Origin of the sequence: Ochrobactrum sp. MYb379, from assembly GCF_037479515.1 — a bacterium.
Lineage (GTDB): Bacteria > Pseudomonadota > Alphaproteobacteria > Rhizobiales > Rhizobiaceae > Brucella.
The window spans coordinates 391,467-414,096 of the sequence record NZ_JBBGYW010000001.1 but is presented as its reverse complement, the minus strand read 5'-3'; the positions used below and the strand labels follow the sequence as shown (position 1 = coordinate 414,096).

The following is a 22,630-nucleotide window of genomic DNA, read 5'->3' as shown; positions in this document are numbered from 1 at the left end:
CGTCTTAGCGCATTTCCGTTGGAGCATCCGCACCGATAATCGTCAAACCAGAAGTCAGAACATCGGAAACGACCTGCACCAGCCCTAGCCTTGCTAGTGACAATTCTGGATCGTTAACCTTAATAAAACGTAAGTCTGGGTTTTCTGTACCCCTATTCCATTGCGAATGCAGCGCGCTGGCAAGGTCATAAAGGTAAAAAGCGAGGCGATGAGGCTCCTGATGGGTGGCCGCAGCGTCGATCAAACGTGGATATTCAGCAAGCTTGCGGATAAGTGCAATTTCGCTCTCATCGGTCAGCTTGTGAAGATGTGCACCAAGCGAAACACGATCCAGATCGGCAAGACCAAGCTGATCAACAGCCTGACGGAAGACCGAATGGCAACGCGCCGAAGCGTATTGCACGTAGAATACCGGATTATCTTTTGACTGCTCGGTTACTTTCGCAAAATCGAAATCAAGTGGCGCATCATTCTTCCGGTAAAGCATCATGAAACGGACCGGATCGCGACCCACCTCATCCACCACTTCACGTAGCGTGATGAATTCGCCCGAACGCTTCGACATGCGTACGGGTTCGCCGTCGCGGAACAGTTTGACGAGCTGACAAAGCAGAACTGTCAACTTGGCCTTACCGTCAGAAACAGCGCGAGCGACAGCTTCAAGACGCTTTACGTAGCCGCCATGGTCTGCGCCGAGCACATAGACCATCTCATTGAAACCACGGTCATATTTGTCTTTGAAGTAAGCAACGTCAGCCGCAAAATAGGTGAAGGCGCCGTCTGACTTCATCAGCGGACGGTCAATATCATCACCCACTTCGGTCGAGCGGAACAAGGTCTGTTCGCGGTCTTCCCACTCCTCTGGCAGCTGGCCCTTTGGCGGTGGCAGCTTGCCCTTATAGACGTGGCCCTTGAGCGTCAGATCGTTGATTGCAGCACGAATGGCGCGCGCATGATCTGCATGCAATGTGCGTTCAGAATAAAACACGTCATGATGAACATTCAGCGCATCAAGATCAGCCCGAATCATCGCCATCATCGCGTTGATGGTGCGTTCTTTCACGAGAACGAGCGCTTCTTCTTCCGGCATTTCCAGAAGCTTTTTGCCAAATTCCTTGGCAAGCGCCTCGCCGACTGGCACCAGATAATCGCCAGGATAAAGACCGGCAGGAATTTCGCCAATCTCTTCGCCTAGCGCTTCGCGATAACGCAGCATTGCTGAATTGGCTAGCACGTCGATCTGTGAGCCTGCATCATTGACGTAATATTCTTTGACGACATCAAAGCCAGCGAATTTCAGCAGGTTTGCAAGCACGTCACCGACAACCGCACCACGGCAATGACCGACATGCATTGGCCCGGTTGGGTTTGCCGACACATATTCAACGTTGACTTTTTTCCCAGCGCCGAGCTTTGAGCGGCCAAAATCAGTCGCTTCATTGAGCATCGCGGATAATTCGCGCTGCCAGTAAACATCTTTCAAACGCAGATTAATGAAGCCCGGACCTGCAACGTCAACACTTGCAACATCAGCATCAGCCTTCAATGCATCGGCAATTGCCGTTGCAAGCTCACGCGGATTCTGACCAACAGCTTTGGAAAGAACCATGGCAGCATTCGTCGCAATATCACCATGCGAAGCATCGCGCGGTGGCTCCACGCTGATACGCGACAGATCAAGCTCGCTGCCATCTTTCGTTTTCAGATCAATCTCTTGCAACGTTTTTTTGATACGTGCGTCGAAATCTGCAAAGATATTCATGGTTCGTCCTGTCAGGCTTCCGTCCGGCTATAAGTGTGTTTTCCGGCCTTGGCTCGTCATAAAAATAGCAGCAATACCAACGCGTTTTAGCACCAGCACCCGCTTCGTTACGCCCCGATTAAGCTAAATCGGGTGTGTGGTCAAACAATCGTCGGTGTTCGCGCACGGCATAATTGTCAGTCATGCCCGCCAAATAGTCGGCAACGCGACGTGCCCGGCCTGCCTGATCAAGTGTTTCCCAGTCCGCCTGCCACTCGGCTGGCATAATGGATGGCTTTTCAAATGAAATATCGAATAGGTCTTGAACAATCTTATCCGCAGCCTGCCTGCGGACCACGACACTGTCATGAAAATAGAGGTTCTTGAACAAAAAGCGTTTCAAAACTTTTTCATCATCTCGCATCGTTTCTGAGAAGCCTACGAGTGCGCGGGGTTGCGCATGCACCTCTTCAACGCTTTGTGGGTTGGCGCTGGCGATACGACGTTGTGATTCAGCAATTACATCTTCGACCATGATCGTGATCTGACGACGAACAAGCTCATGCCCGGTGCGCACGGCATCAAGCGCCGGATAACGCGTTCTGACAATATCCAGCAGCCGCTTCGTCAGAGGCACCTCATCGAGCCCTTCAAGCGTCAGCAGTCCAGAGCGAAGACCGTCGTCAATATCATGCGCATTGTAAGCAATGTCGTCAGCGATTGCCGCACATTGCGCCTCAAGGCTCGCAAAACGCGACAATTCGAGATCGTAGCGCTCGTTAAAGTCGAGGATAGGCTGTGGAACTGGCTCGTCAGCATGAGACACAAACGGGCCAATCAGCGGACCATTGTGCTTTACCAGTCCTTCAAGCGTTTCCCATGACAAGTTCAGACCGTCAAAATCCGCATAACGATGCTCAAGCTTCGTCACTATACGCAAAGACTGCGCATTGTGATCAAACCCGCCATAGGACTTCATCCGTTCGTTGAGCGCGTCTTCGCCGGTATGTCCAAACGGCGTATGTCCAAAATCATGAACAAGCGCCACAGCTTCCGCGAGGTCTTCATCCAATCGCAAGGCACGCGCCAATGCACGCGCAATCTGCGCCACTTCAATCGTATGTGTCAGACGGGTGCGGTAATGATCGCCTTCATGCGCAATGAAAACCTGCGTCTTATGCTTCAGGCGACGAAAAGCCGTCGAATGAATGATTCTGTCGCGGTCGCGCTGAAAAGGGGTTCGCGTGGCGCTTTCAGGCTCAGATACCAGCCGCCCACGGCTCAAAGTTGGATTGCAAGCATAAGGCGCGCGTTCACGATAACCGAAGCCGATGCCTTCAAGTGACCCAATTTCCTGACCGGACATTGCGATGCGTACCTCACTGTAATATGATTACGTAAATGACAGGTGGACATTGACTTCCACGCACTGCGTTCATAGCTATCAGCTAAACATGATGGCAAGTATGCGTTGATTGTGAATTTCGTAATTCCACTTCGTTATACGCAATTGTAAGCGGAACAAGGCAGATGACAGACATTAGCGTTTCTGAATCCGCAGCCAAGCGGATTGCAAAGATTATCAATTCAGAGCCCGGCAAAACCGCATTGCGTGTTTCTGTCGAAGGTGGCGGCTGTTCCGGCTTTTCCTACAAATATGATCTTGTCGATGATCAGTCCGATGATGACATTATTATCGAGAAGCTTGGCGCCAAGGTGCTAATCGATTCTATCTCAGTACCCTATATGGATGGTTCAGAAATTGACTTCGTTGACGATCTGATGGGGCAGTCGTTCCAGATACGCAATCCAAATGCGACAGCATCATGCGGTTGCGGAACAAGCTTCGCGATTTGATCAGGCCAAAATTTTGATATGAAAAACCGGCTGTATAGAGCGGTTCCAGTTTCACTGGAGCCGCTCTATCTTTTTGCCTTCACGCACTTCCGAACGCAAAACCGGTTCCCACTTTTGCTGGAAGTGCTTTGGCACAGCCGGTTTCGTTTTATCAGGCTTTCACGGATGAAACGGTCGCATCAATATGATCGACCAGCGCATCCGGCAAACCAAGACGACCTGCCAACATATCGAGATAACCGCGTTCTGCACGGCTATCCGGATCGATAGTTAAGCGCGAAGCCGTGTAAAGTTCGACCTTCTGTTCTTCCGTCTGTGCAGCTGCGACCAGCGCATCAATATCAATTGGGTCTGCCAGTTCTTTCTCAAAGAACGCTTCTGCCTCGTTATCGAGGCCTGAAATTTGCACTTTCTCCATAATCAGTCCGCGTTCAGCCGCATCGATGTGACCATCAGCCTTTGCAGCCGCAATCATCGCCTGAATAAGTGTCAGCGCAAAACTATTGCTCATTGATGGTGATTGCAGATGAAACGGCGAATCCGCTGGTGGCGGAGGGAGCAGTTCAGGCTCGGCTGCCGCTGGTTGCGGAGCAGTTTGTGGCTGCTGGCCAGACTTGTAGTTCTTATACGCGAGATAACCGAGACCAGCGATTGCAGCTAAACCGCCTGCGGTCGCGACGTTGCCGGCAAGTTTGCGTCCCGTTTTGGTGCCAAAGATTGCCGCAGCAATTGCGCCAGTAGCCAATGGATTTTTCTTTGCGAGATCGGTGGCCTGCCCTGCCTTGTCGCGAACGCTTCCTGACATACCCGGTATCTGCGATCCCAGAAACTGATCGAGAAGCTTTTTGGCGTCGAACATACAAATCTCCTGTTTGGCTACGATTTTATGGAGATAGGAACGCAAATGCGCCAATACAAATAGCTGACCAAGCATTTATGCGAATAGCTGCAAATTCTGTGATGGAATGCGTGCAGCGCTTGCCCTCGCCCCATCTTCCGCCTAATCATTTCAGCATGAAAATCGCGACATGGAATATTAACGGCGTCAAAGCGCGTATTGAAAACCTCCAGCATTGGCTGAAGGAATCATCGCCTGACATCGCTTGCCTTCAGGAAATTAAGTCGGTGGACGATATGTTCCCACGGCTGGAACTCGAAGCGCTCGGCTATCACGTCGAAACGCACGGGCAAAAAGGCTTTAACGGCGTTGCGATTCTTTCCAAAAAATCACCTGATGAAGTCATTCGTGGTCTTCCCGGCGATGATAGCGACGAACAGGCTCGTTTCATCGAGGCCGTTTTCTCGACCGATAAGGGCGTTCTGCGTGTCGTGTCGCTCTATCTGCCAAACGGCAACCCGATTGATACGGAAAAGTTTCCGTATAAGCTTTCTTGGATGCAGCGCCTTGAAGCATGGGCCAAGAGCAGACTTGAGCTGGAAGAGCCGCTTGTGCTTGCAGGCGACTATAATGTCATTCCTGAACCCTATGACGCGAAAAACCCGCAGCAATGGCTGGGGGATGCACTGTTTCAGCCGCAATCACGTCAGGCGTTTCGTCGCCTGGAAAATCTGGGCTTCACCGAAGCAGTCAGAGCTGCAACGGACGATGAAGGCGTTTACACGTTCTGGGATTATCAGGCCGGTGCATGGCAGAAAAACAATGGCATTCGCATCGATCATATGATGCTGTCGCCGGAAGCGGCTAACCATTTCGTTTCTACTGATATCGAAAAACACGTGAGAGCGTGGGAAAAACCGTCAGACCATGTGCCTGTAACGGTGACACTATCCGTCTAATTTATATCCGTCCGATCATGGGCGGATTTTAATTATCAAAAATCGCCCTTGGTGGTCAGATTGCTGGAGAGCGCCACTGCATTACGGCGGTCCGCTTCACCAGCAATAGAGAAAGCCTGTTCCTGCATATCGCGTATCCAGGTGCAGTCTTCTGTTGGACAACGCTCAAAAGCTGCGGTCAGCATAGCTAAGCCACGCACGGTCTTGCCAGCCTGAAACAACATATTGCCGAGCATGGCTTGCGCGCTTGCATTGCCCTTCTTGGCAGAAAGCTGGAACCAGCGTGCGGCCTGCATTGGATTGGGCTCTCCGCCCTCACCGTCAAGCAACATTTTGCCGAGTTCAAACTGAGCTGCCGGATCGCCGAAATTCGATGCAGCCTGCACATAGAGATTACGAGCGAACTTAGGATTGGCATTGACCGGAGAGCCCGGAATGCCACGCTTCACATAACCAGCGAGTGCGACCAGCGCATCGGCAACATAAGGCTCATTTTCTGAACCTGGCTCTGCACCATCACGAACGATCTTTTCAAAAATTTGATAGGCTTCGTAATCATTCTCTGCCACGCCGTCGCCATCGGCGTACATACGGGCGAGTTTCCACTTCGCGCCCTGATGACCACGATCGGCAGCGTAACGCAGCGCCTTGATCGCCTCGTCCTTGTGACCGCTTTTATAGGCAGAAAAACCAAACTTGAAGAGTTCAAACGGGCTACGCGATTTCTCAGAGTCATCGTTTAAATCAAAAGCCGAAGCGCTGTTGCAGACAATGGCCAAGCCAAGTGCTGCAGCGATAAGGGGATATGAAAAACTGCGGATACGCATCACAACGCTGGTCTTTCACACTGATTAGAAGTTAATGACATAAGTAACAGAGTGCATTGAATTTTCGTCAACACTGAGACCCGATTTTGGCGGAAAAAAGCTCGTTCTTCATTAGAACGAAAAAACAAAGATCGAACGGCTTTTCCACCTTCCGAAAACGGATCGTTGTGAAACAATGCGTCCTTCTTCATTTTTTCCTGTCCTGAGGGAACCAAAGCGTTCCAATTCTGTTAATAGCTTTCGCCTTTCCCTAGCGGTGACGCCCCTTTGTGGCGGGAAATGGGCAAAATGTGCCTCCCTCCTTCTAGCCTAAAGCAATAATAAAGACTGTTGCTGAATCATCACAAAACCACCTGTTATTGATCCCAATAAATTGCTGAAGACTTTTCATTCAAAAACCAGAGATTTTGAAAAGCTCTATACTGAGATATGATGTTTACCTGTGCTGGGGGCATCCTGAATGAGTAATAAACGACGCGATTACACTCGTCGGCATCAGTCGCGAAGGCGGAAAAGCCGTGGAGCTTTAAGCAGTATCCTCTTAACTTTCTTTATCTTTTTTGTACTCATCGCGATTATTGTATCACTGCCTGATAACCGCCAGCGGGCAGGATCGCTAACGGGCAGTGTCTATGTGATTGATGGCGACACGGTCATTCTCGACAAGGTCCATATCCGCCTGCTTGGAATAGATGCCCCGGAAATAGCGCAAAACTGTCAGATCGCAGGACGTGACTATCTTTGCGGCAGAGATGCACGAAATGCACTGCGCAACAGAATCAATGGTCAGTCGATTCGGTGTGAAATTTCCGGCATCGACAAATATGGCCGCGACCTAGGGCGGTGTTATCTGGGCGAGACTGATCTCAACCAATGGATGGTGGAACAAGGCTGGGCAGTTGCTTATGGGGACTATCGTAGCGAAGAGGCCACTGCGCGTCGCGAGAAGCGCGGCATATGGGCTGGCAGCTTCGAAGTGCCATATCAGTGGCGCAAAGACCATCAGCAACCAAATGCCGATGCTGCAACCGGCCATGAAACACGATCATCCGATGTAATCAGCGACATGATTCATTATATCAAAGGCCAAGTCGTTAAACTGCTAAATGCAATCTGATCTGGAGCATTACAGGAAGAATGGAAAATCTGGACGAGCTCAGACACTCGATCCAGGCGTGCCGCATTTGTCGTGACACGCCCCAATATCTGCCACCTTTACCGCACGAACCCAATCCGGTCTGTATTATTTCCAATACGGCACGCATCGCGATCTGCGGACAGGCGCCTGGCATTCGCGTGCATAACAGCTCCCTGCCCTTTAACGATCCGTCCGGTGATCGCCTGCGGCAATGGCTCGGCACAACCCGCGAAGAGTTTTACGATCCGTCACTTTTTGCGATTGTGCCGATGGGCTTTTGCTTTCCCGGCTATGACAAACATGGTGGCGACCTTCCACCACGTCGTGAGTGCCGTCCCACATGGCATGATCGCGTTTTTGCATCCATGCCTCAACTCGAATTCATTCTGGTCGTCGGGCAATATTCGCTTGCTTACCATCTTCCTGAATGGCGCAAGACGAGCCTGACCGAAACGGTTGAGAATTGGCGCAGTTTTATGGAAACGCCAAACGCTGATGGTCGAACCATTTTGCCCTTGCCGCATCCATCGTGGCGCAACAGCGGCTGGCTCAAACGCAATCCATGGTTTGACGCAGACGTCGTGCCTGCTTTGCAGCAAAAAATACGCAAACTGATTGGCTCCAGAAAATAATTTTTAGAACAACCATTCTCAACAGAATATTTTTCCTGTAAATTCATACCAAGGCAAACGATAAGGTATTAAGTTTCACGCATCCATTGGGTTCGGGAAACAGTTTCTAATATCGGGATAAAAATCGCATGGACAGGCTAGACAGAAAAATACTGCGCTTATTGCAGGAAGACGCAACACTGGCGGTAGCCGATGTCGCAAAGAAGGTTGGCCTATCCACAACCCCTTGCTGGCGCCGCATCCAGAAACTTGAGGAAGACGGCGTTATCAAACGCCGTGTCGCTATCCTCGATCCTGTGCGTATCAATGCGCGGGTAACGGTATTTGTTTCAGTTCGCACCAGTTCGCACAGCAATGAATGGCTCAAGCGTTTTTCAGAAGTTGTCCAGGAGTTTCCAGAGGTCATCGAGTTTTACCGCATGAGCGGCGATGTCGATTATCTGCTGCGCGTGGCGGTGCCTGACATTGGTGCTTATGATGCGTTCTATAAGCGCCTGATTAGCAAGATCGAAATTCGCGATGTGTCTTCATCGTTTGCTATGGAGCAGATTAAGTACACAACCGAGCTACCGCTCGACTACATGGTGCTCGACAAAGAGAACAATTAATACGCATTACCATAAAAAAAGCCCGGACTTTTTCGGCGCGCATCTTGTCCGAAAACCGTTTCACACTTTTCGGGATGCGCTATATCCGGGCTTTTTTATTTTTATTTCACGGTACTTGTAACGCCTGCTTGTTCAAATGTTGCCATTCCACTGTGGCAAAGCGCAGCCGCCTTGACGATACCAGCAGCAAGTGCCGCACCCGTTCCCTCTCCAAGACGCATCCCAAGATCGAGAAGTGGCTTCTTGCCCATTTTTTCAAGCAGCAAACGATGACCCGGCTCAGCCGAAACATGACCGAACAAGCAATGATCGAGCGATGTCGGATTAGCCGCATAAAGCACAGCGGCGGCAGCACTTGCGACGAAGCCATCAACGATAACTGGAATTTTTTCCATGCGCGCCGCAAGGATCGCGCCAGCCATTGCAGCCAATTCACGTCCGCCAAGGCGACGCAAAACTTCCAACGGGTCTCTGAGGTGATCCTGATGCAGGTTGACCGCCGCACGAACAGCCGCGAGCTTGCGATGCAACAATTCTCCCGTTGAGCCAGTACCCGGTCCAACCCAGTCTTCAGCCGAACCACCAAACAGGCCCATAGCAATGGCTGCGGCAATCGTTGTGTTGCCGATGCCCATTTCGCCGATGCAAAGAAGATCTGTACCGCCGGCAATACCTTCCATGCCGAAGGCCATGGTGGCCGCACAGGTGCGCTCGTCCATCGCTGCTTCTTCGGTGATGTCACCCGTTGGGTGTTCGAGCGCCAGATCGAAAACCTTGAGGCCCAGATCATGCGCAATGCAGAGCTGATTAATCGCAGCGCCACCGGCGGCAAAGTTCTCAACCATCTGCGCCGTGACACTTGAAGGGAATGGCGTGATGTTTTTTTCCGTCACACCATGATTGCCTGCAAAGACTGCGACCAGCGGACGATTGATCTGCGGAATGGATTTTCCAGTCCATGCAGCCAGCCATGCGACGATTTCTTCAAGCTGTCCGAGTGAGCCTGCTGGCTTTGTCAGTGTCGCTTCCCGCGCACGCACAGCCGCTTCCGCACCAAGATCTGGTCCCGGCAGATTGCGGATGAGTTCACGAAAATCGTCAAAAGGAAGGCCACTGGCACTCATATCGTCTGGTCCAATCAATCAATGGAGGATGCAAAACTATTTTGCTCGTCCTATAAGCACTTACGCATTTTTTCAAATCACCTCTTTGCGCCAAGGCTTATTGGCTGCAAATATTCCTTCCCATGCCATGTCGTTCTTAAAGCGGAGCAAGCACTTGCAGCGAAATAGCTTCATTGGAGACACAATCCGTTCTCTGGGGTTTCTAAGCCGTTTGCCGTTGCGTGCTGCATGGCTTGAGGGCTCGGGCGATTCGCTAAAAACAAGTGTGCGCGCTTTTCCGTTAGCCGGTGCGGTGCTTGGGTTACTTGCAGGCATTGCGCTGCTTATATCCGATTATCTGAACCTGCCCGCACTTGTTTCAAGCCTGATTGCTATTGGTGCACTCGCAGCGATGACAGGCGCACTCCACGAAGATGGCCTTGGCGACAGCGCAGACGGTTTTTTCGGGGCCTCAAAACCCCAACGTCGTCTCGAAATTATGAAGGACTCACGTATTGGCACCTTTGCGGCGCTAATACTCATCATCTGGACAGGCCTTAAAGCGGCACTTCTCGCAACACTTATCGAGAGAGTTGGCCCTTGTTACGCCGCTCTTGCGCTCATTGGTGCGGAATCTGCAAGCCGTGCGGCTATGCTCGCTCTCTGGTATGGTCTTCCATCAGCGCGTCCCGGTGGGCTTGCCGATAATCTGGGACAGCCTAGCTGGGAAACGCTTGTCTGCGGCTGTTTGCTTGGTCTTGGCATTCTGACGATCACCAGCATTCCAGTGGCGGGATTTGCAGGCTTCGTAAAAGCACTGCTTTTCAGCATTGTCTTAGTCTTTAGTTTTGCAAGGCTCTGCATAGCCAAAATTGGCGGACAGACCGGAGATACGCTGGGAGCGGCACAACAGATTTGTGCGCTCACTGTCCTGCTTGGCCTTGTCAGTGCGCTTTGATGCAACCACATTGATTTCATGAACGCGGCAGCAATCGAATCGCCATGCATTCTGGTGTGCGTGATAGACAGCCAAACAGGGTTTTGTCTGGGCTGCGCGCGGACGCTTGATGAAATTGCCGGTTGGTCCATGATGGACAGCGATGAACGGCGCGCAGTCATGGCGCTTTTAGCTCAGCGGCATGAAAGACTGGAAAAGAGAGAAAACTGATGGGGCGTTTGTTCTGGGTCGTAATTGCAGCCATTGCAGTTGTTATTTTGCTGCTGATGGCAAACGATGACAGCGGCACAACGCTTGGAATGGCCAATGACGCCTTTGGTCAGGCAGCCTATATGGGCATATGGGGTGTCGTGCTGGCAGCTGGCATTCTCGGCTCTGGCATCAAGCTTAGCGATTTCGCCCGGAACATGGCCGTCTGGGCAGTTATTATACTAGCGCTCGTTGCGGCCTATCAATATCGCTATGAGCTTCAGGACGTAGGAAGCCGTATCACGGCTGGCCTTATTCCCGGCAGTCCGATTTCGGGCCGCGCAACAGATGGTTCGCTGACGGTCACGCTTGCAAAATCTGCAAATGGCCATTTCGACGTTAACGGTCGCGTCAACGGCGCGCGCGTGCATTTCCTTGTCGATACGGGTGCATCTTCGGTCGTACTTTCGAAGGAAGATGCGGAACGTGCGGGCATCGACACATCGTCGCTGGCCTATAATGTCCCAATCAGCACGGCCAATGGCAGGGCAACGGCAGCAAGCATCACCATCGCGAGCTTGCAGATCGGCGACATAGAACGGCACAATATCCGCGCCATGGTTACGCAGGAAGGTCTTATGACCGGCAGTTTGCTTGGTATGAACTTCTTGCAAACACTGGGCGGTTTCAGCGTGCGCGGCGATCAGTTAATTATGATGGACTGATCAGGCCGCTTCAGCGCTGGCTTCCATGACGGACGCATATGCCTGACGCAGCAAATCACTATTCGCATCGGGCTTTGATGCATCCGTCGAGAGCATCTGACGCCAGCGACGTGCGCCGGGTTGCCCCGTGAACAAACCAATCATATGGCGGCTGATATGCGAAAGCTTGCCACCATCGGCAATATGCCTGTCTACATATTCGCACATTGCCTCAATAATCTCAGCCAAATCGACATGCTTTTCGTCTTCGCCATAGATCAGATGATCGACATCGGCTAAAATTGCCGGATTGTGATAGGCGACGCGGCCCAACATAACGCCATCTGTATGATCAAGATGCGCAACGGCCTCTTCAAGCGTAGCAATGCCACCATTTATGCCGATAAATGCCTCCGGCAGACGCTGCTTCAAACGATAAACACGATCATAATCAAGCGGCGGAATATCACGATTTTCCTTGGGCGAAAGACCTTTCAACCATGCTTTGCGGGCATGGACCCAAAGCGCGTCCGCTCCAGCGTTAAGAACCTGATCGGCAACCGCATCGAGTGCCACTTCCGGGTCCTGATCATCAACGCCAATCCGGCATTTGACAGTGACTGGCACAGAAACAGCCTCTTTCATTGCAGCCACACAGCGGGCAACCACATCGGGCGTCTGCATGAGGCAAGCGCCGAAGGTTCCCGACTGCACACGATCAGACGGGCAACCAACATTGAGATTAATTTCATCATAGCCAAAGCCTGCGCCGATCCGTGCAGCTTCCTGCAATTTAACGGGATCGGAGCCGCCAAGCTGAAGCGCAATCGGGTGCTCTGCTGCGTCAAACCCCATCAACCGCTCACGTGGGCCGTGGATCGCAGCATCCGCCACAACCATCTCGGTGTAGAGAAGAGCACGCTTTGAAAACAGCCTGTGAAAATATCTACAATGTCTATCAGACCAATCCAACATCGGCGCTACGGAGAACCGATGGTCGGGATAATTGCTCTTTTTATTTTTTATATCAGTCATTTAAACAATTATCCTGAGAATGCGATTCATCTGAGCATGAAAGCTTAAGATTGAAGGCCGTGCTGTAAGTGGCGCAAAAAGCCACAAACAATACAAATGATCAAGTTTTTGGGCCGCGAAGGCGATCAAATCATCGAATAGTGTGACTTCCGCGCCTATTACGAATTAAGATCATGATACGCGATTCTTAATACCAAAACTTGAGGACCATATTTTGACCGACCTGTCCCCCTTCAATAAGTCGTTCGATGCCTTTCTATTCGATATGGACGGCACTGTTCTAAGCTCGATTGCAGCGACCGAACGCGTCTGGGGACAATGGGCCACTCGCCACGGTATTGATCCGGTGACATTTGTGCCAACCATTCATGGTGTGCGTGCAGTGGATACGGTGCGCAGGCTTGGTCTGCCGCATCTCGACCCCGATACAGAAGCCAAGATCCTGCTTGATGCAGAAATGGCCGATCTGGACGGAATTGAAGCCATTGAAGGTGCAATTGATTTCCTCAAATCGTTGCCAGAAGACCGTTGGGCCATTGTCACTTCCGCCCCCATCGAATTGGCGCTTCGTCGCCTTGCGGCCGCCGGCATTGCGCTGCCAAAGGTCATTGTTTCAGCGGAAGACGTGGAGCGCGGAAAGCCAAGCCCTGAATGTTTCCAGCTTGGTGCAAAGCGGCTTGGTTTTGATCCGCATAATTGTCTGGTTTTTGAAGATGCGCCTGCCGGTATTGTTGCAGGTGAAACGGCTGGCGCGCATGTCGTCGTGGTGACTGCAACACATCCGCATTCGCCAGAAACCGCTCATAAGAGCATCAATAGCTATAAAGAACTGAAACTGTCGGTCGATGCCGAAACAGGTATCCTGTCGCTGACCGACGCTTCAATTTAATACGAATATGAAAGGCGCGTGTTAAATCACGCGCCGCCCTTCGCGCCAGACCGTGCGGATGATCGGCACATGCTCGGCAATCTGTACGCGCACAAGATCACCACGTTTGCCAATTGCGATCTCGCCGCGATCATCAAAACCAACAGCTTTTGCTGGATTGGCGGACACAAACCGCATTGCCTGCGGCAATGTGATTTCATCCATCACATCAGCCATGAAGAATGCCGCCTGCATCATGCTTGCCGGGATATAATCCGACGAAATAATATCGAGATGACCGGCCTCGGCCAATTCACGCGCAGAAACATTGCCGGAGTGCGAGCCACCGCGCACAACATTGGGTGCTCCCATCAGAACTGACATGCCGGAATCTTTTGAAGTTTTCGCAGCTAAATGCGTGGTCGGAAATTCGGCAACGCGAATGCCCTGCGTTTTGGCTTCTGCGACCTGGTCTGCTGTTGCATCATCATGGCTAGCAAGCACAATTCCGCGTGCATTGCAGGCATCAGAGATCGCAATCCGGTTCGAGGAAGAATGCTGCTGAGACTGGCCCATACGCTTTTCACAATAGCGAATGAACTCTTCTTCCGAGACCCTAAGCTTGCTCATGTAATAAAGCTTATAGGTCTCAATATCGGTAAATTGGCGCTGACCGGGTGCATGGTCCATCAGTGATACAAGTTTGACCAACGGGTGCACACCAAAGCGCTCAAAAGCACTCAGGCAATCAGGTGCCGAAACCTCGCAGCGCAAATGCAGATAATGATCGGCGCGCAGTCGTCCGGCTTCACGGCCTTCTGCGATGGCAGAGGAAAGCTTGCGCATATCTTCAACGCCGGTAGCAGCTTCCTCGTCAAACCCAATACGCAATGCATCAAACACGGTTGTAATGCCAGATGCTGCAATCTGCGCATCATGCGCCTGCACCGCCGCAATCGGGTTCCAGCGCACCTTTGGGCGCGGCGCATAGTGGCCTTCAAGATGATCGGTGTGTAGCTCTACCAGACCCGGCGTCAGATAATCGCCTTCCATATCCTTGCCGGAAACAGATGTGCCAGATGAAATATCAGCGATCATACCATCGATGATTTTTACCGTTCCGTTAATCACCTCATCGGGCAGAATAATATTGGCATTTTTTAAAATGAGTTCAGTCGTCATTCCTTATGGCCTCCCCACAGCCCTTGAGGACCGTTTGGGCACCTTATCACCCCCTGTCATGGGATGAAGCGAATGAATCTCGAATGGCGCACCTTTTTCGCGTTCCACAAAAAGCGCCAGATTGGCAACCTCGACTGGCTCATCAAGAACCGGTGCAAAAAACTCATCCAGTGTACGTTCAACCTGTGGGCGCTGTTTTTCATCAACAGGGCCGGTCAATGTCATATGAAACCGAAACTCTTCGAATACATAAGGGTAACCCCAGCGATCCAGATTTTGCCGCTGTGCGTCGCTCAATCGTTCTGGGCGGCGCTTTGCGATTTCTGCATCACGCAAGGGCGCACGAAAACGGTCAAATGATACAACAACGTCATTCGCCAGTTGGTTGAGCTCAGCCACGGGCTCTTCAGGAACAAGCGCGAAGAACGGACCAATGCCCTGCACTTTCAGGCGCGGAATAGCGAACGGGGCGGTCGAAGACGCAAAATACATAAGCGCAGAAAGCAGATCGCTTTCCTGAAACCCATCATCAAGCCTGAATGGTGCTTTCAAAGTTCCATGAAAGCCGTAACGGCGCGGTTCTTCCGTGAGTGCAGCGATATCTTCTGCTGCAAGAGTGCGAATCGCCGGAAGTTTCACAGCCTCGCCACTAAACGCACTGCGCCCCAACCAATTTGCAGCAACTTTCAAAAGCGCATCGCCCGAAGGCGGCGTGAAATAAATCGCGTAACGCATAGTGATTCCTCTTTTGCCGGGATCGTTACACGAGGAATGTGGCAAGTCGATAAAGGCTGGCTAAATCAGGATTTTACATCAGAGGAAATTCGTATAGGCGTATGCCCCAATAGCTATGAGGAGATAATAATGGGTGGTTTCGCGTCGATTGGTGAATGCATGATCGAACTATCAGGAGGCGATAGCGATCAATGGCGCATGGGGTACGCGGGCGACACGCTGAATACCGCCTGGTATATGCGTGCACTGACCGATCCGTCATTTCCAGTCGATTATGTCAGCGCATTTGGCGAAGACGACTTTTCGCAGAAACAACGCGCATTTCTTGATACCAATGGTATTGGCACAGCACATAGTCCGGTTATCAAAGGCGTGCATCCGGGACTTTATGCCATTACACTCAATGGTGCAGAACGCTCATTCACCTATTGGCGCAGCGATGCGGCAGCGAAGCGGCTTGCAAGTGATAGAGACGCGCTGAGAGCCAGTCTTTCTGGCCGTGATATGATTTACTTTTCCGGTATCTCGGTGGGGATCGTGTTTCCTGAACATCGCGAAACGCTGTTCGAGGTTCTGCGCGAATGCCGTGGAAATGGCGCACTCATCGCGTTTGATCCGAATTTCCGCCATCAGCTTTGGCCTGATCGCGAAGTTGCCAAAAAGATCATCAGTGAAGCCATGCAGATCGCCGATATAGCTTTGCCTACTTTTCCGGATGAACAGGCATTGTTTGGCGACGAAACAGCCCAAGCCTGCGCTGAGCGGCTGATCGGACTAGGCGTCAAAGAAATCGTTGTGAAAGACGGCACTGAACCAGCGTTAGTTATCGCGGACGGCCAACAAAGCCTCGTGCCTTCTGTGAAAGCCAATCCCGTTGATACAACAGGTGCAGGTGATAGCTTTAATGGCGGCTATCTCGCGGCACGCCTCAAAGGTTTGTCGCCTGTTGAAGCAGCGCAAAAGGCGCATGCCGTTGCTGCCCGCGTGGTCGAAATTCGCGGCGCGCTGGCTCCGATGGAAACCGCACGCGCCGCCTATTCTTAAGGCTTAATCTTTTGTGAAGGTAAAGTGACTTGTCTGGGCGTAAACTTCGCCCGGACGTAGAATGGATTGCGGAACATAGGAATATTCCAGCGATCCCGGCCAAAGCTGCGGCTCAAGGCAGAAACCGGCATGTTTGCCATAAGGCTTCCCCGTCAGCCCAATGCAATCATTGGCCATCGTGTTACCGGCATAAAACTGAACACCGGGTTCAGTCGTCGATATATCCAGACGAATACCCGAACGCGCTCCCTTTACGGATGCACAAGGACGCAATGGGCCACGCGCGGCTGTCAGGCATAAATTGCTATCGTATTCGAGCTGTTTGCCGTTTTCATCATAGCGGATTGGCCGAAAATCACGGAAATCATAAGCTGTGTCTTTGACAGGCAAAATGCGACCATCAGGAATCAGCGCTTCATCGACTGGCATATAGGCTTCGGCTTCAATTTTGAGCTGATGGTCGAGAATATCGCCCTCGCCGCCATCGTCGAGATTGAAATAGCTATGATGCAGCAGGCTGCAAGGGGTCGCCTTGTCCGTTACAGCCTCGAGATGAACGACCAGCGTACCATCATTCTTCAGCGTATAGGTACAACTAACGTTCAGGTTTCCGGGGAAACCCATTTCACCGTCCTTGGACAGTATCTTGAGGGTGACAAAGTCCGCACCTGCTTCCACAATATCCCAAACCCGGTTTCCAAGCCCTTGGCTGCCGCCATGAAGATTGTGAATGCCCTCAAAGTTTGGCTCGACGTCGTAGGTAGTACCATCAAGCTCAAAACGAGCGTTGCGTATCCTGTTTGAAAAGCGGCCGGCAATAGCACCCAAATGCGGTGAATGCGCGGGATAGTCATTAAAATCACGATAGCCAATGACAAGCGGTGCTTCATGGCTTTCCAGACGCAAATCCTGAATGGCTGCGCCCCATGTGATTACTTTTGCCTCAAGCGGGCCATTGGCGATGGTCAAACGATGAACCGCCTGCCCATCTGGGGCATATCCAAATATTTCCGATGTCACTTTATCCGCCCATTTTTAAGTCGTTACGGAGCTATATCAAGCAGCATCAACGCTTACTGTGCAAGAGCCAAATGCCGAAATCGATTGAGTGTTTTCAAATGAATCATGAAGAATAAAATTTATATTATTCCTTCAAATTATGCGATAATATCAAGTATATTTAACTATTACATTTATTTTATAATATACAAATTGAGGTTTTTATACATGAAAGCCAATTTCAAAAAAACCATTGAGTATATTTTTAGCGAAGAAGGTGTATTTGTTGATAACCCCCATGATCCGGGAGGCGCAACCAATATGGGAATTACGCTCAATACATTATCTGCATGGCGGGGGCATCCAGTATCACCACAAGATGTGAGGGAGCTTACACCGACCGACGCATCAAAAATTTACCAGCAACAATTCTGGAACAAGACTGATGGCGACAATTTACCTTCCGGTGTTGATTACGCTGTTTTCGATTTTGCGGTTAATTCCGGGCCTGGTCGTGCGGCAAAAATGCTGCAAGGTACCGTCAACCAGCATGAAGATGGCGTCATCGGCGCTCAGACAATTGCTGCCATCTCCAGTCGGTCACCCGTGGAGATCATCAATGCGCTTTGTGATGCACGCGCCTCATGGCTCAAAGGCCTATCCACAGCATCGACATTCGGAAAAGGCTGGTTGGCTCGTGTGGAACGTGTGCGATCACGAGCAATTGCAATGGCCTTGACGCTGCCATTCGTCGAGCCAATGGAACCAAAAATCCAAGGACTTCCGAAAGCACGTCAGCAAGACACAGCGTTGGCAACAGCTTTTAAACATCCCCAGGGGCTCAGCGCCTTAGCAAGTGCGACATCAGGCCTCGCAGCCATCGCGTCCGGCGACCATTTTGTGCGTTATGCACTCGCAATCGTAATGATAGGGTTTTGCATCATTGGGCTTTGGCACTTCATTCAGAGCTTAAGGAGCGAACCCTAACCAATGCAATTTTGTCCCCATTTCAAAAAATTGTAATCCACTTTATGTTGCGCTTCGCATAGCAGACACCTTATATGCGCGATCAAAGCTCTGGTTATTGTGAAAGCAATATGACTTTCCCTATCGCCGGAAACACGCTAGATACGCGCAGATACTCAGACGCATGCCCCATGAGGCATTGCAGGAATAAAGGAATCGAAACTTGTCCTCTACTTTTGACAAAGTCGCCGACATCATCGCAGAAACCAGCGAAATCGACCGTGACACCATCACGCCGGATAGCCACACTATTGATGATCTTGGCATCGACAGCCTAGACTTCCTCGACATCGTATTTGCGATCGACAAAGAATTCGGCATCAAGATTCCGCTTGAACAGTGGACTCAGGAAGTCAACGAAGGCAAAGCTCCGACCGAAGAATACTTCGTTCTAAAGAATCTTTGTGCCAAGATCGACGAGCTGGTTGCCGCCAAAAAAGGCTAAACAGCCACGAAACCTGACGGTATGAGAGGGTGAACATCCGTGTTCGCCCTGATTCCGTTTCTGGATCAGCATTTACGGGTAGACCGAACCATGCAGAGCAATAAAGTCGTCATCACTGGCATTGGCATCATCTCATCGCTAGGCGAAGGGCTGGATGCGCATTGGAACGCTTTTTCCACGGCAGGTTCTGAACCGCGCCTCGAAAAAGGAGCCTTTGCGCCTTACACCGTTCACCCCCTCGGCGAAGTCGATTGGGGTTTGCAAATCCCAAAGCGTGGCGACCAGCGCCAGATGGAGACATGGCAGCGGCTTGGTACCTATGCGGCAGGCCTCGCGCTTGACGATGCTGGTATCAAGGATGACGAAGCGCTCTGCGCCAGCATGGACATGATCGTAGGCGCCGGTGGCGGCGAACGCGACATTACCGTCGATATGCAGATTCTTGAAGAAGGCCGCACCAGTAACAATCGCGGTGTAATGCTCAACGAGAAACTCTCGACCGAGCTGCGCCCTACCCTGTTTCTGGCTCAGCTTTCCAATTTGCTCGCAGGCAATATCTCCATCGTCCATAAGGTGACCGGCTCCTCGCGCACATTCATGGGCGAAGAAGGTTCGGGAATTTCAGCGATTGAAACGGCGGCAGCGCGCATTCGCTCTGGCCAAAGCACGCATGCACTGGTTGGCGGATCGTATAATTCCGAACATTTCGACATGATTCTTGGCCATGAGCTTGGCGGATTGCTCAAGCATGACGGCTGGGCATCGCTCTGGGACCGAGATGGAACTGCCGGTGGCGGCATGATTTCCGGCTCTGGCGGCGTATTCCTTGTGCTTGAAAGCGCAGACCATGCGCAAAAGCGCGGTGCCCGCGCCTATGCAGAGATTGCAAATATCGAAAGCGCGCAGGTTCGCCGCGATGCAGCCGATCTCACCAAGACGGTTCGTGAACTTGTGCTTGCTGCCAATGGCGGCAAAGAACCTGAATATGTGGTGTCTGGCGCTTCCGGCGCACATAAGGCAACCGCTGCTGAGAAAGCGGCCCTTGAAGGTATTTCTGCCGCCTATCGTGGCATTACAAGTCTGACCGGTCATCTGCGCGAAGCACAGTTTCCGCTCGCTCTTGCGCTCGCGGCGATTTCCGTCTGGAAGGGCGAGGCTATCGCTGCTTCCAGCGCGTCTGAAAAAGCCATTAATGGCAACGTCAAAGAAGCCATTGTCACAACCATCGGCGCAACACGCGCTGAGGGTGCTGCAAAGCTGGTGAGAGCATAAGATGAGCAAATATACAGACCATCTCGGCCGTCCAATTGTTGCTATCACAGGTGCTGGTGTTGTTTCTTCGCTCGGACAGGGCAAGCAAGACAACTGGGAAGCACTGACCAGCGGACGTTCCGGTATTCATGAAATCACCCGTTTTCCAACGGACAGCCTAAAAACACGCTTTTCAGGCACTGTGGATTTTCTGCCTGAAAGCAATGTTGGCTCTTCGGCTCTGTCTGAGGCGCTCGCGCGTCTTGCAGGTGAAGAAGCCCTTGCACAGTCTGGCCTTTCGGTCAGCGATTTTGGTGGTCCGCTTTTCCTCGCAGCACCTCCGGTTGAACTCGACTGGAAAAGCCGCTTTGCGCTTGATGCAAGCGTTAAGGACGAAGGCCCGGCCAGCTATCAGCTTCTGCTCGAAGCTTGCCGTCGTGCGCGTCAGGATGAGCTTTTTAACACAACACAGTTTGGCTATATCGCCGAGCGATTGTCAGAGATTTTCGGCACACGCGGCCTGCCCGTAACGCTATCGACTGCATGTGCTTCGGGCGCAACTGCTATCCAGCTTGGCGTTGAAGCCATTCGCCGTGGCGAAAGCGACCGCGTTCTCTCGATTGGTACGGACGGTTCTGTATCGGCTGAATCGCTTATCCGTTTCTCGCTGCTCTCGGCACTCTCCACGCAGAATGATAAGCCGGAAAAGGCCTCGAAGCCTTTCTCGAAAGATCGCGATGGTTTTGCGATGGCTGAAGGTTCAGGCGCGCTGGTTATGGAATCGCTTGAAAGCGCCATTGCACGAGGTGCAAAGGTGCTTGGCATTCTCGCCGGTTGCGGCGAAAAGGCCGACGATTTCCATCGTACCCGTTCAAAGCCAGACGCCTCGCCTGCGATTGGCACTGTGCGCGCGGCACTTGCCGATGCGGGCCTGACTGAAGATCAGCTTTCCTATGTCAATGCGCATGGCACTTCGACACCTGAAAATGACAAGATGGAATATCTCGCTCTTTCCACAGTCTTTGGTGAACGTCTCTCTTCGATCCCGGTTTCGTCCAACAAGTCGATGATCGGTCATACACTGACTGCTGCTGGCGCGATTGAAGCAGTGTTCTCACTGTTGACGATTGAAACTGGCACCTTGCCTCCAACCATCAATTACGACCATGCTGATCCGGCGATCCCGCTGGATGTAGTGCCAAATGTGAAGCGTGATGCGCAGGTTTCTACCGTAATTTCGAACTCATTTGGTTTTGGTGGACAGAACACAAGTCTTGTATTGACGGCAAATCCGAATTAATCGGGTCCAAATCTAAAGCGCTACGCGCTTTCGTTCTTTGCTTATACGCATGTCTTTAACCCAAAACCGGTTCCCACTTTTGGGAGACATGCTTGAACATTCTCGGTAATCCCGGTCGGCAAAATGCTCTCCGGGATTATGTCTTGAAAAGGATAAATTCATGCGCGCCTTGCAGCTTCTCGACGATCGTCGTCTTGAAATGACCGACATTGCTCCGCCACCTGCTCCCGGCAATGGCGAAGTGACCGTGAAGATCAAGGCCGTTGCGCTCAACCATATCGACGTTTGGGGCTGGCGCGGCATGGCATTTGCCAAGCGCAAGATGCCACTCATCATCGGTGCCGAAGCTTCGGGCGTTGTCGATGCAATTGGTCCGGGCGTATCGAATGTTCTGCCCGGCCAGCTCGTTTCGATCTATGGCGCACGCACCTGTGGACTTTGCAAGGCCTGCCGCGAAGGTCGCGACAATCTCTGTGAACATGTCGGTGGTGTTCATGGCTTCCATCTTGATGGTTTCGCCTGTGAAGCCGTCAATCTGCCAGCACGTTTGCTCGTTCCAGCACCTCCCGGTGTTGACGCAATTGGCGCAGCTGTCGCTCCTGTTACTTTTGGTACGGTCGAGCATATGCTGTTTGACAATGCGAAGCTTCAGCCGGGCGAAACCGTTCTGGTTCAGGCTGGCGGTTCGGGCATTGGTTCGGCTGCAATTCAGCTTGCCAAGAAAATGGGCTGCACGGTTATCACCACTGTTGGCTCCGACGACAAGATCGAAAAGGCCAAGGCGCTCGGTGCTGATCACGTCATCAATTACCGTGTTGACCGCTTTGAAGGTGTTGTGCGCAAGCTCACCAAGAAGAAGGGCGTTGACGTTGTGTTTGAGCATGTTGGTGCCGACACATGGGCAGGGTCAATGCTTTGCATGAAGCGCGGGGCACGTCTTGTGACCTGTGGTTCGACCTCTGGTGTTTCGACCAATATGAACCTGATGCAGCTTTTCCAGCAGCAGCTTAAAATCCTCGGCTCTTTCGGTTGCCGTATGGAAAATATGGCTGATGCGATGCAGAAAATGGCGCAGGGCGTTGTTCATCCGGTCATCGATACTATCGTTGGCTTTGATGACATCGGCACTGCCTTAAAGCGCATGGAAGGCCGCGACGTTTTCGGCAAGATCGTATTGCAGATCGACTAAGC

24 protein-coding genes are annotated in these 22,630 nt (G+C 51.7%); 15 read left to right on the top strand and 9 right to left on the bottom strand.

Translation table 11 applies throughout. The features are described 5' to 3' along the window. Window positions 1-4 precede the first annotated feature (4 nt). Window positions 5-1,762, bottom strand: a complete 1,758-nt coding sequence (gene argS / locus WH356_RS02105) for an arginine--tRNA ligase (RefSeq protein ID WP_339508472.1) — start codon at window positions 1,760-1,762, stop codon at window positions 5-7. A 118-nt stretch (window positions 1,763-1,880) separates the two neighbouring features. Further along, entirely contained in the window at window positions 1,881-3,107 is a 1,227-nt protein-coding gene (locus tag WH356_RS02100; protein WP_339508471.1) for a deoxyguanosinetriphosphate triphosphohydrolase, read from the bottom strand. 164 nt (window positions 3,108-3,271) lie between these two features. Between WH356_RS02100 and erpA the strand changes: the two genes are divergently transcribed. Continuing rightward, complete coding sequence (gene erpA / locus WH356_RS02095; RefSeq protein ID WP_339508470.1) at window positions 3,272-3,598, top strand: iron-sulfur cluster insertion protein ErpA; 327 nt, start codon at window positions 3,272-3,274, stop codon at window positions 3,596-3,598. Between the two features lie 151 nt (window positions 3,599-3,749). On the opposite strand, the gene WH356_RS02090 is transcribed toward erpA, so the two are convergent. After that, window positions 3,750-4,457 (bottom strand): tellurite resistance TerB family protein, encoded by a 708-nt coding sequence (locus WH356_RS02090; RefSeq protein WP_339508469.1) that lies wholly within the window; start codon window positions 4,455-4,457, stop codon window positions 3,750-3,752. A 155-nt stretch (window positions 4,458-4,612) separates the two neighbouring features. On the opposite strand from WH356_RS02090, the gene xth reads away from it, so the two are divergent. Continuing rightward, window positions 4,613-5,395, top strand: a complete 783-nt coding sequence (gene xth / locus WH356_RS02085) for an exodeoxyribonuclease III (protein WP_339508468.1) — start codon at window positions 4,613-4,615, stop codon at window positions 5,393-5,395. Between the two features lie 35 nt (window positions 5,396-5,430). Here xth and WH356_RS02080 read toward each other — a convergent pair whose 3' ends face one another. Next, window positions 5,431-6,222 (bottom strand): tetratricopeptide repeat protein, encoded by a 792-nt coding sequence (locus tag WH356_RS02080; RefSeq protein WP_250039714.1) that lies wholly within the window; start codon window positions 6,220-6,222, stop codon window positions 5,431-5,433. Window positions 6,223-6,682: 460 nt separating this feature from the next. On the opposite strand from WH356_RS02080, the gene WH356_RS02075 reads away from it, so the two are divergent. From WH356_RS02075 to WH356_RS02065, 3 genes are all read left to right on the top strand, one after another. Beyond that, entirely contained in the window at window positions 6,683-7,339 is a 657-nt protein-coding gene (locus tag WH356_RS02075; RefSeq protein WP_339508467.1) for a thermonuclease family protein, read from the top strand. Window positions 7,340-7,359: 20 nt separating this feature from the next. Next, complete coding sequence (locus tag WH356_RS02070) at window positions 7,360-7,992, top strand: uracil-DNA glycosylase family protein (protein WP_339508466.1); 633 nt, start codon at window positions 7,360-7,362, stop codon at window positions 7,990-7,992. 128 nt (window positions 7,993-8,120) lie between these two features. Continuing rightward, window positions 8,121-8,600: an Lrp/AsnC family transcriptional regulator gene (locus WH356_RS02065; protein WP_339508465.1), complete on the top strand. Its 480-nt coding sequence runs from the start codon at window positions 8,121-8,123 to the stop codon at window positions 8,598-8,600. 101 nt (window positions 8,601-8,701) lie between these two features. Here WH356_RS02065 and cobT read toward each other — a convergent pair whose 3' ends face one another. Continuing rightward, on the bottom strand, window positions 8,702-9,724 hold the full coding sequence (gene cobT / locus WH356_RS02060) for a nicotinate-nucleotide--dimethylbenzimidazole phosphoribosyltransferase (RefSeq protein WP_339508464.1): 1,023 nt from the start codon (window positions 9,722-9,724) through the stop codon (window positions 8,702-8,704). Between the two features lie 154 nt (window positions 9,725-9,878). Here cobT and WH356_RS02055 point away from each other — a divergent pair, with 154 nt between their 5' ends. Genes WH356_RS02055 through WH356_RS02045 form a run of 3 tightly spaced genes read left to right on the top strand, consistent with a single transcriptional unit; the run spans window position 9,879 to window position 11,575 of the window. Next, on the top strand, window positions 9,879-10,661 hold the full coding sequence (locus WH356_RS02055; protein WP_339508463.1) for an adenosylcobinamide-GDP ribazoletransferase: 783 nt from the start codon (window positions 9,879-9,881) through the stop codon (window positions 10,659-10,661). A gap of 18 nt (window positions 10,662-10,679) precedes the next feature. Beyond that, window positions 10,680-10,871, top strand: a complete 192-nt coding sequence (locus tag WH356_RS02050) for a DUF1289 domain-containing protein (RefSeq protein WP_339508461.1) — start codon at window positions 10,680-10,682, stop codon at window positions 10,869-10,871. Beyond that, window positions 10,871-11,575, top strand: a complete 705-nt coding sequence (locus WH356_RS02045; RefSeq protein ID WP_339508460.1) for a TIGR02281 family clan AA aspartic protease — start codon at window positions 10,871-10,873, stop codon at window positions 11,573-11,575. The genes WH356_RS02050 and WH356_RS02045 overlap by 1 nt, the downstream gene beginning before the upstream one ends. Here WH356_RS02045 and dusA read toward each other — a convergent pair whose 3' ends face one another. Further along, window positions 11,576-12,589, bottom strand: a complete 1,014-nt coding sequence (gene dusA / locus WH356_RS02040) for a tRNA dihydrouridine(20/20a) synthase DusA (protein WP_339508458.1) — start codon at window positions 12,587-12,589, stop codon at window positions 11,576-11,578. 214 nt (window positions 12,590-12,803) lie between these two features. Between dusA and WH356_RS02035 the strand changes: the two genes are divergently transcribed. Further along, the gene (locus WH356_RS02035) at window positions 12,804-13,478 is read left to right on the top strand and encodes an HAD family hydrolase (RefSeq protein WP_339508456.1); all 675 of its coding nucleotides are present in this window, start codon (window positions 12,804-12,806) and stop codon (window positions 13,476-13,478) included. Window positions 13,479-13,499: 21 nt separating this feature from the next. Here the strand turns inward: WH356_RS02035 and WH356_RS02030 are convergent, their stop codons facing one another. Together WH356_RS02030 and WH356_RS02025 are read right to left on the bottom strand one after the other, a co-directional pair. Next, window positions 13,500-14,639: an alpha-D-ribose 1-methylphosphonate 5-triphosphate diphosphatase gene (locus WH356_RS02030; RefSeq protein WP_339508454.1), complete on the bottom strand. Its 1,140-nt coding sequence runs from the start codon at window positions 14,637-14,639 to the stop codon at window positions 13,500-13,502. A 3-nt stretch (window positions 14,640-14,642) separates the two neighbouring features. Further along, a complete protein-coding gene (locus WH356_RS02025) occupies window positions 14,643-15,374 on the bottom strand; it encodes a DUF1045 domain-containing protein (protein WP_339508453.1) in 732 nt (243 codons plus the stop codon). A 129-nt stretch (window positions 15,375-15,503) separates the two neighbouring features. Between WH356_RS02025 and WH356_RS02020 the strand changes: the two genes are divergently transcribed. Continuing rightward, window positions 15,504-16,418, top strand: coding sequence for a sugar kinase (locus WH356_RS02020; protein ID WP_339508451.1), 915 nt, complete (start codon window positions 15,504-15,506; stop codon window positions 16,416-16,418). 3 nt (window positions 16,419-16,421) lie between these two features. Here the strand turns inward: WH356_RS02020 and WH356_RS02015 are convergent, their stop codons facing one another. Beyond that, window positions 16,422-17,438, bottom strand: a complete 1,017-nt coding sequence (locus tag WH356_RS02015; RefSeq protein ID WP_339508449.1) for an aldose epimerase family protein — start codon at window positions 17,436-17,438, stop codon at window positions 16,422-16,424. A 207-nt stretch (window positions 17,439-17,645) separates the two neighbouring features. On the opposite strand from WH356_RS02015, the gene WH356_RS02010 reads away from it, so the two are divergent. From WH356_RS02010 to WH356_RS01990, 5 genes are all read left to right on the top strand, one after another. Further along, window positions 17,646-18,404 (top strand): glycoside hydrolase family 108 protein, encoded by a 759-nt coding sequence (locus WH356_RS02010; RefSeq protein WP_339508917.1) that lies wholly within the window; start codon window positions 17,646-17,648, stop codon window positions 18,402-18,404. A gap of 202 nt (window positions 18,405-18,606) precedes the next feature. After that, the gene (locus WH356_RS02005; protein ID WP_024897522.1) at window positions 18,607-18,888 is read left to right on the top strand and encodes an acyl carrier protein; all 282 of its coding nucleotides are present in this window, start codon (window positions 18,607-18,609) and stop codon (window positions 18,886-18,888) included. A 90-nt stretch (window positions 18,889-18,978) separates the two neighbouring features. Beyond that, window positions 18,979-20,160: a beta-ketoacyl-ACP synthase gene (locus WH356_RS02000; protein WP_339508445.1), complete on the top strand. Its 1,182-nt coding sequence runs from the start codon at window positions 18,979-18,981 to the stop codon at window positions 20,158-20,160. 1 nt (window position 20,161) lies between these two features. Then, window positions 20,162-21,439, top strand: coding sequence for a beta-ketoacyl-ACP synthase (locus WH356_RS01995; protein WP_339508443.1), 1,278 nt, complete (start codon window positions 20,162-20,164; stop codon window positions 21,437-21,439). 160 nt (window positions 21,440-21,599) lie between these two features. Next, complete coding sequence (locus WH356_RS01990; RefSeq protein WP_094506997.1) at window positions 21,600-22,628, top strand: zinc-binding dehydrogenase; 1,029 nt, start codon at window positions 21,600-21,602, stop codon at window positions 22,626-22,628. Window positions 22,629-22,630: the final 2 nt, after the last annotated feature.

What these genes read in the sequence shown, in the direction of transcription:
- argS (WP_339508472.1), bottom strand. Translation starts at nt 1,762, where the DNA reads ATGAATATCTTTGCAGATTTCGACGCACGTATCAAAAAAACGTTGCAA.
- WH356_RS02100 (WP_339508471.1), bottom strand. Translation starts at nt 3,107, where the DNA reads ATGTCCGGTCAGGAAATTGGGTCACTTGAAGGCATCGGCTTCGGTTAT.
- erpA (WP_339508470.1), top strand. Translation starts at nt 3,272, where the DNA reads ATGACAGACATTAGCGTTTCTGAATCCGCAGCCAAGCGGATTGCAAAG.
- WH356_RS02090 (WP_339508469.1), bottom strand. Translation starts at nt 4,457, where the DNA reads ATGTTCGACGCCAAAAAGCTTCTCGATCAGTTTCTGGGATCGCAGATA.
- xth (WP_339508468.1), top strand. Translation starts at nt 4,613, where the DNA reads ATGAAAATCGCGACATGGAATATTAACGGCGTCAAAGCGCGTATTGAA.
- WH356_RS02080 (WP_250039714.1), bottom strand. Translation starts at nt 6,222, where the DNA reads ATGCGTATCCGCAGTTTTTCATATCCCCTTATCGCTGCAGCACTTGGC.
- WH356_RS02075 (WP_339508467.1), top strand. Translation starts at nt 6,683, where the DNA reads ATGAGTAATAAACGACGCGATTACACTCGTCGGCATCAGTCGCGAAGG.
- WH356_RS02070 (WP_339508466.1), top strand. Translation starts at nt 7,360, where the DNA reads ATGGAAAATCTGGACGAGCTCAGACACTCGATCCAGGCGTGCCGCATT.
- WH356_RS02065 (WP_339508465.1), top strand. Translation starts at nt 8,121, where the DNA reads ATGGACAGGCTAGACAGAAAAATACTGCGCTTATTGCAGGAAGACGCA.
- cobT (WP_339508464.1), bottom strand. Translation starts at nt 9,724, where the DNA reads ATGAGTGCCAGTGGCCTTCCTTTTGACGATTTTCGTGAACTCATCCGC.
- WH356_RS02050 (WP_339508461.1), top strand. Translation starts at nt 10,680, where the DNA reads ATGAACGCGGCAGCAATCGAATCGCCATGCATTCTGGTGTGCGTGATA.
- WH356_RS02045 (WP_339508460.1), top strand. Translation starts at nt 10,871, where the DNA reads ATGGGGCGTTTGTTCTGGGTCGTAATTGCAGCCATTGCAGTTGTTATT.
- dusA (WP_339508458.1), bottom strand. Translation starts at nt 12,589, where the DNA reads ATGACTGATATAAAAAATAAAAAGAGCAATTATCCCGACCATCGGTTC.
- WH356_RS02030 (WP_339508454.1), bottom strand. Translation starts at nt 14,639, where the DNA reads ATGACGACTGAACTCATTTTAAAAAATGCCAATATTATTCTGCCCGAT.
- WH356_RS02025 (WP_339508453.1), bottom strand. Translation starts at nt 15,374, where the DNA reads ATGCGTTACGCGATTTATTTCACGCCGCCTTCGGGCGATGCGCTTTTG.
- WH356_RS02020 (WP_339508451.1), top strand. Translation starts at nt 15,504, where the DNA reads ATGGGTGGTTTCGCGTCGATTGGTGAATGCATGATCGAACTATCAGGA.
- WH356_RS02010 (WP_339508917.1), top strand. Translation starts at nt 17,646, where the DNA reads ATGAAAGCCAATTTCAAAAAAACCATTGAGTATATTTTTAGCGAAGAA.
- WH356_RS02000 (WP_339508445.1), top strand. Translation starts at nt 18,979, where the DNA reads ATGCAGAGCAATAAAGTCGTCATCACTGGCATTGGCATCATCTCATCG.
- WH356_RS01995 (WP_339508443.1), top strand. Translation starts at nt 20,162, where the DNA reads ATGAGCAAATATACAGACCATCTCGGCCGTCCAATTGTTGCTATCACA.
- WH356_RS01990 (WP_094506997.1), top strand. Translation starts at nt 21,600, where the DNA reads ATGCGCGCCTTGCAGCTTCTCGACGATCGTCGTCTTGAAATGACCGAC.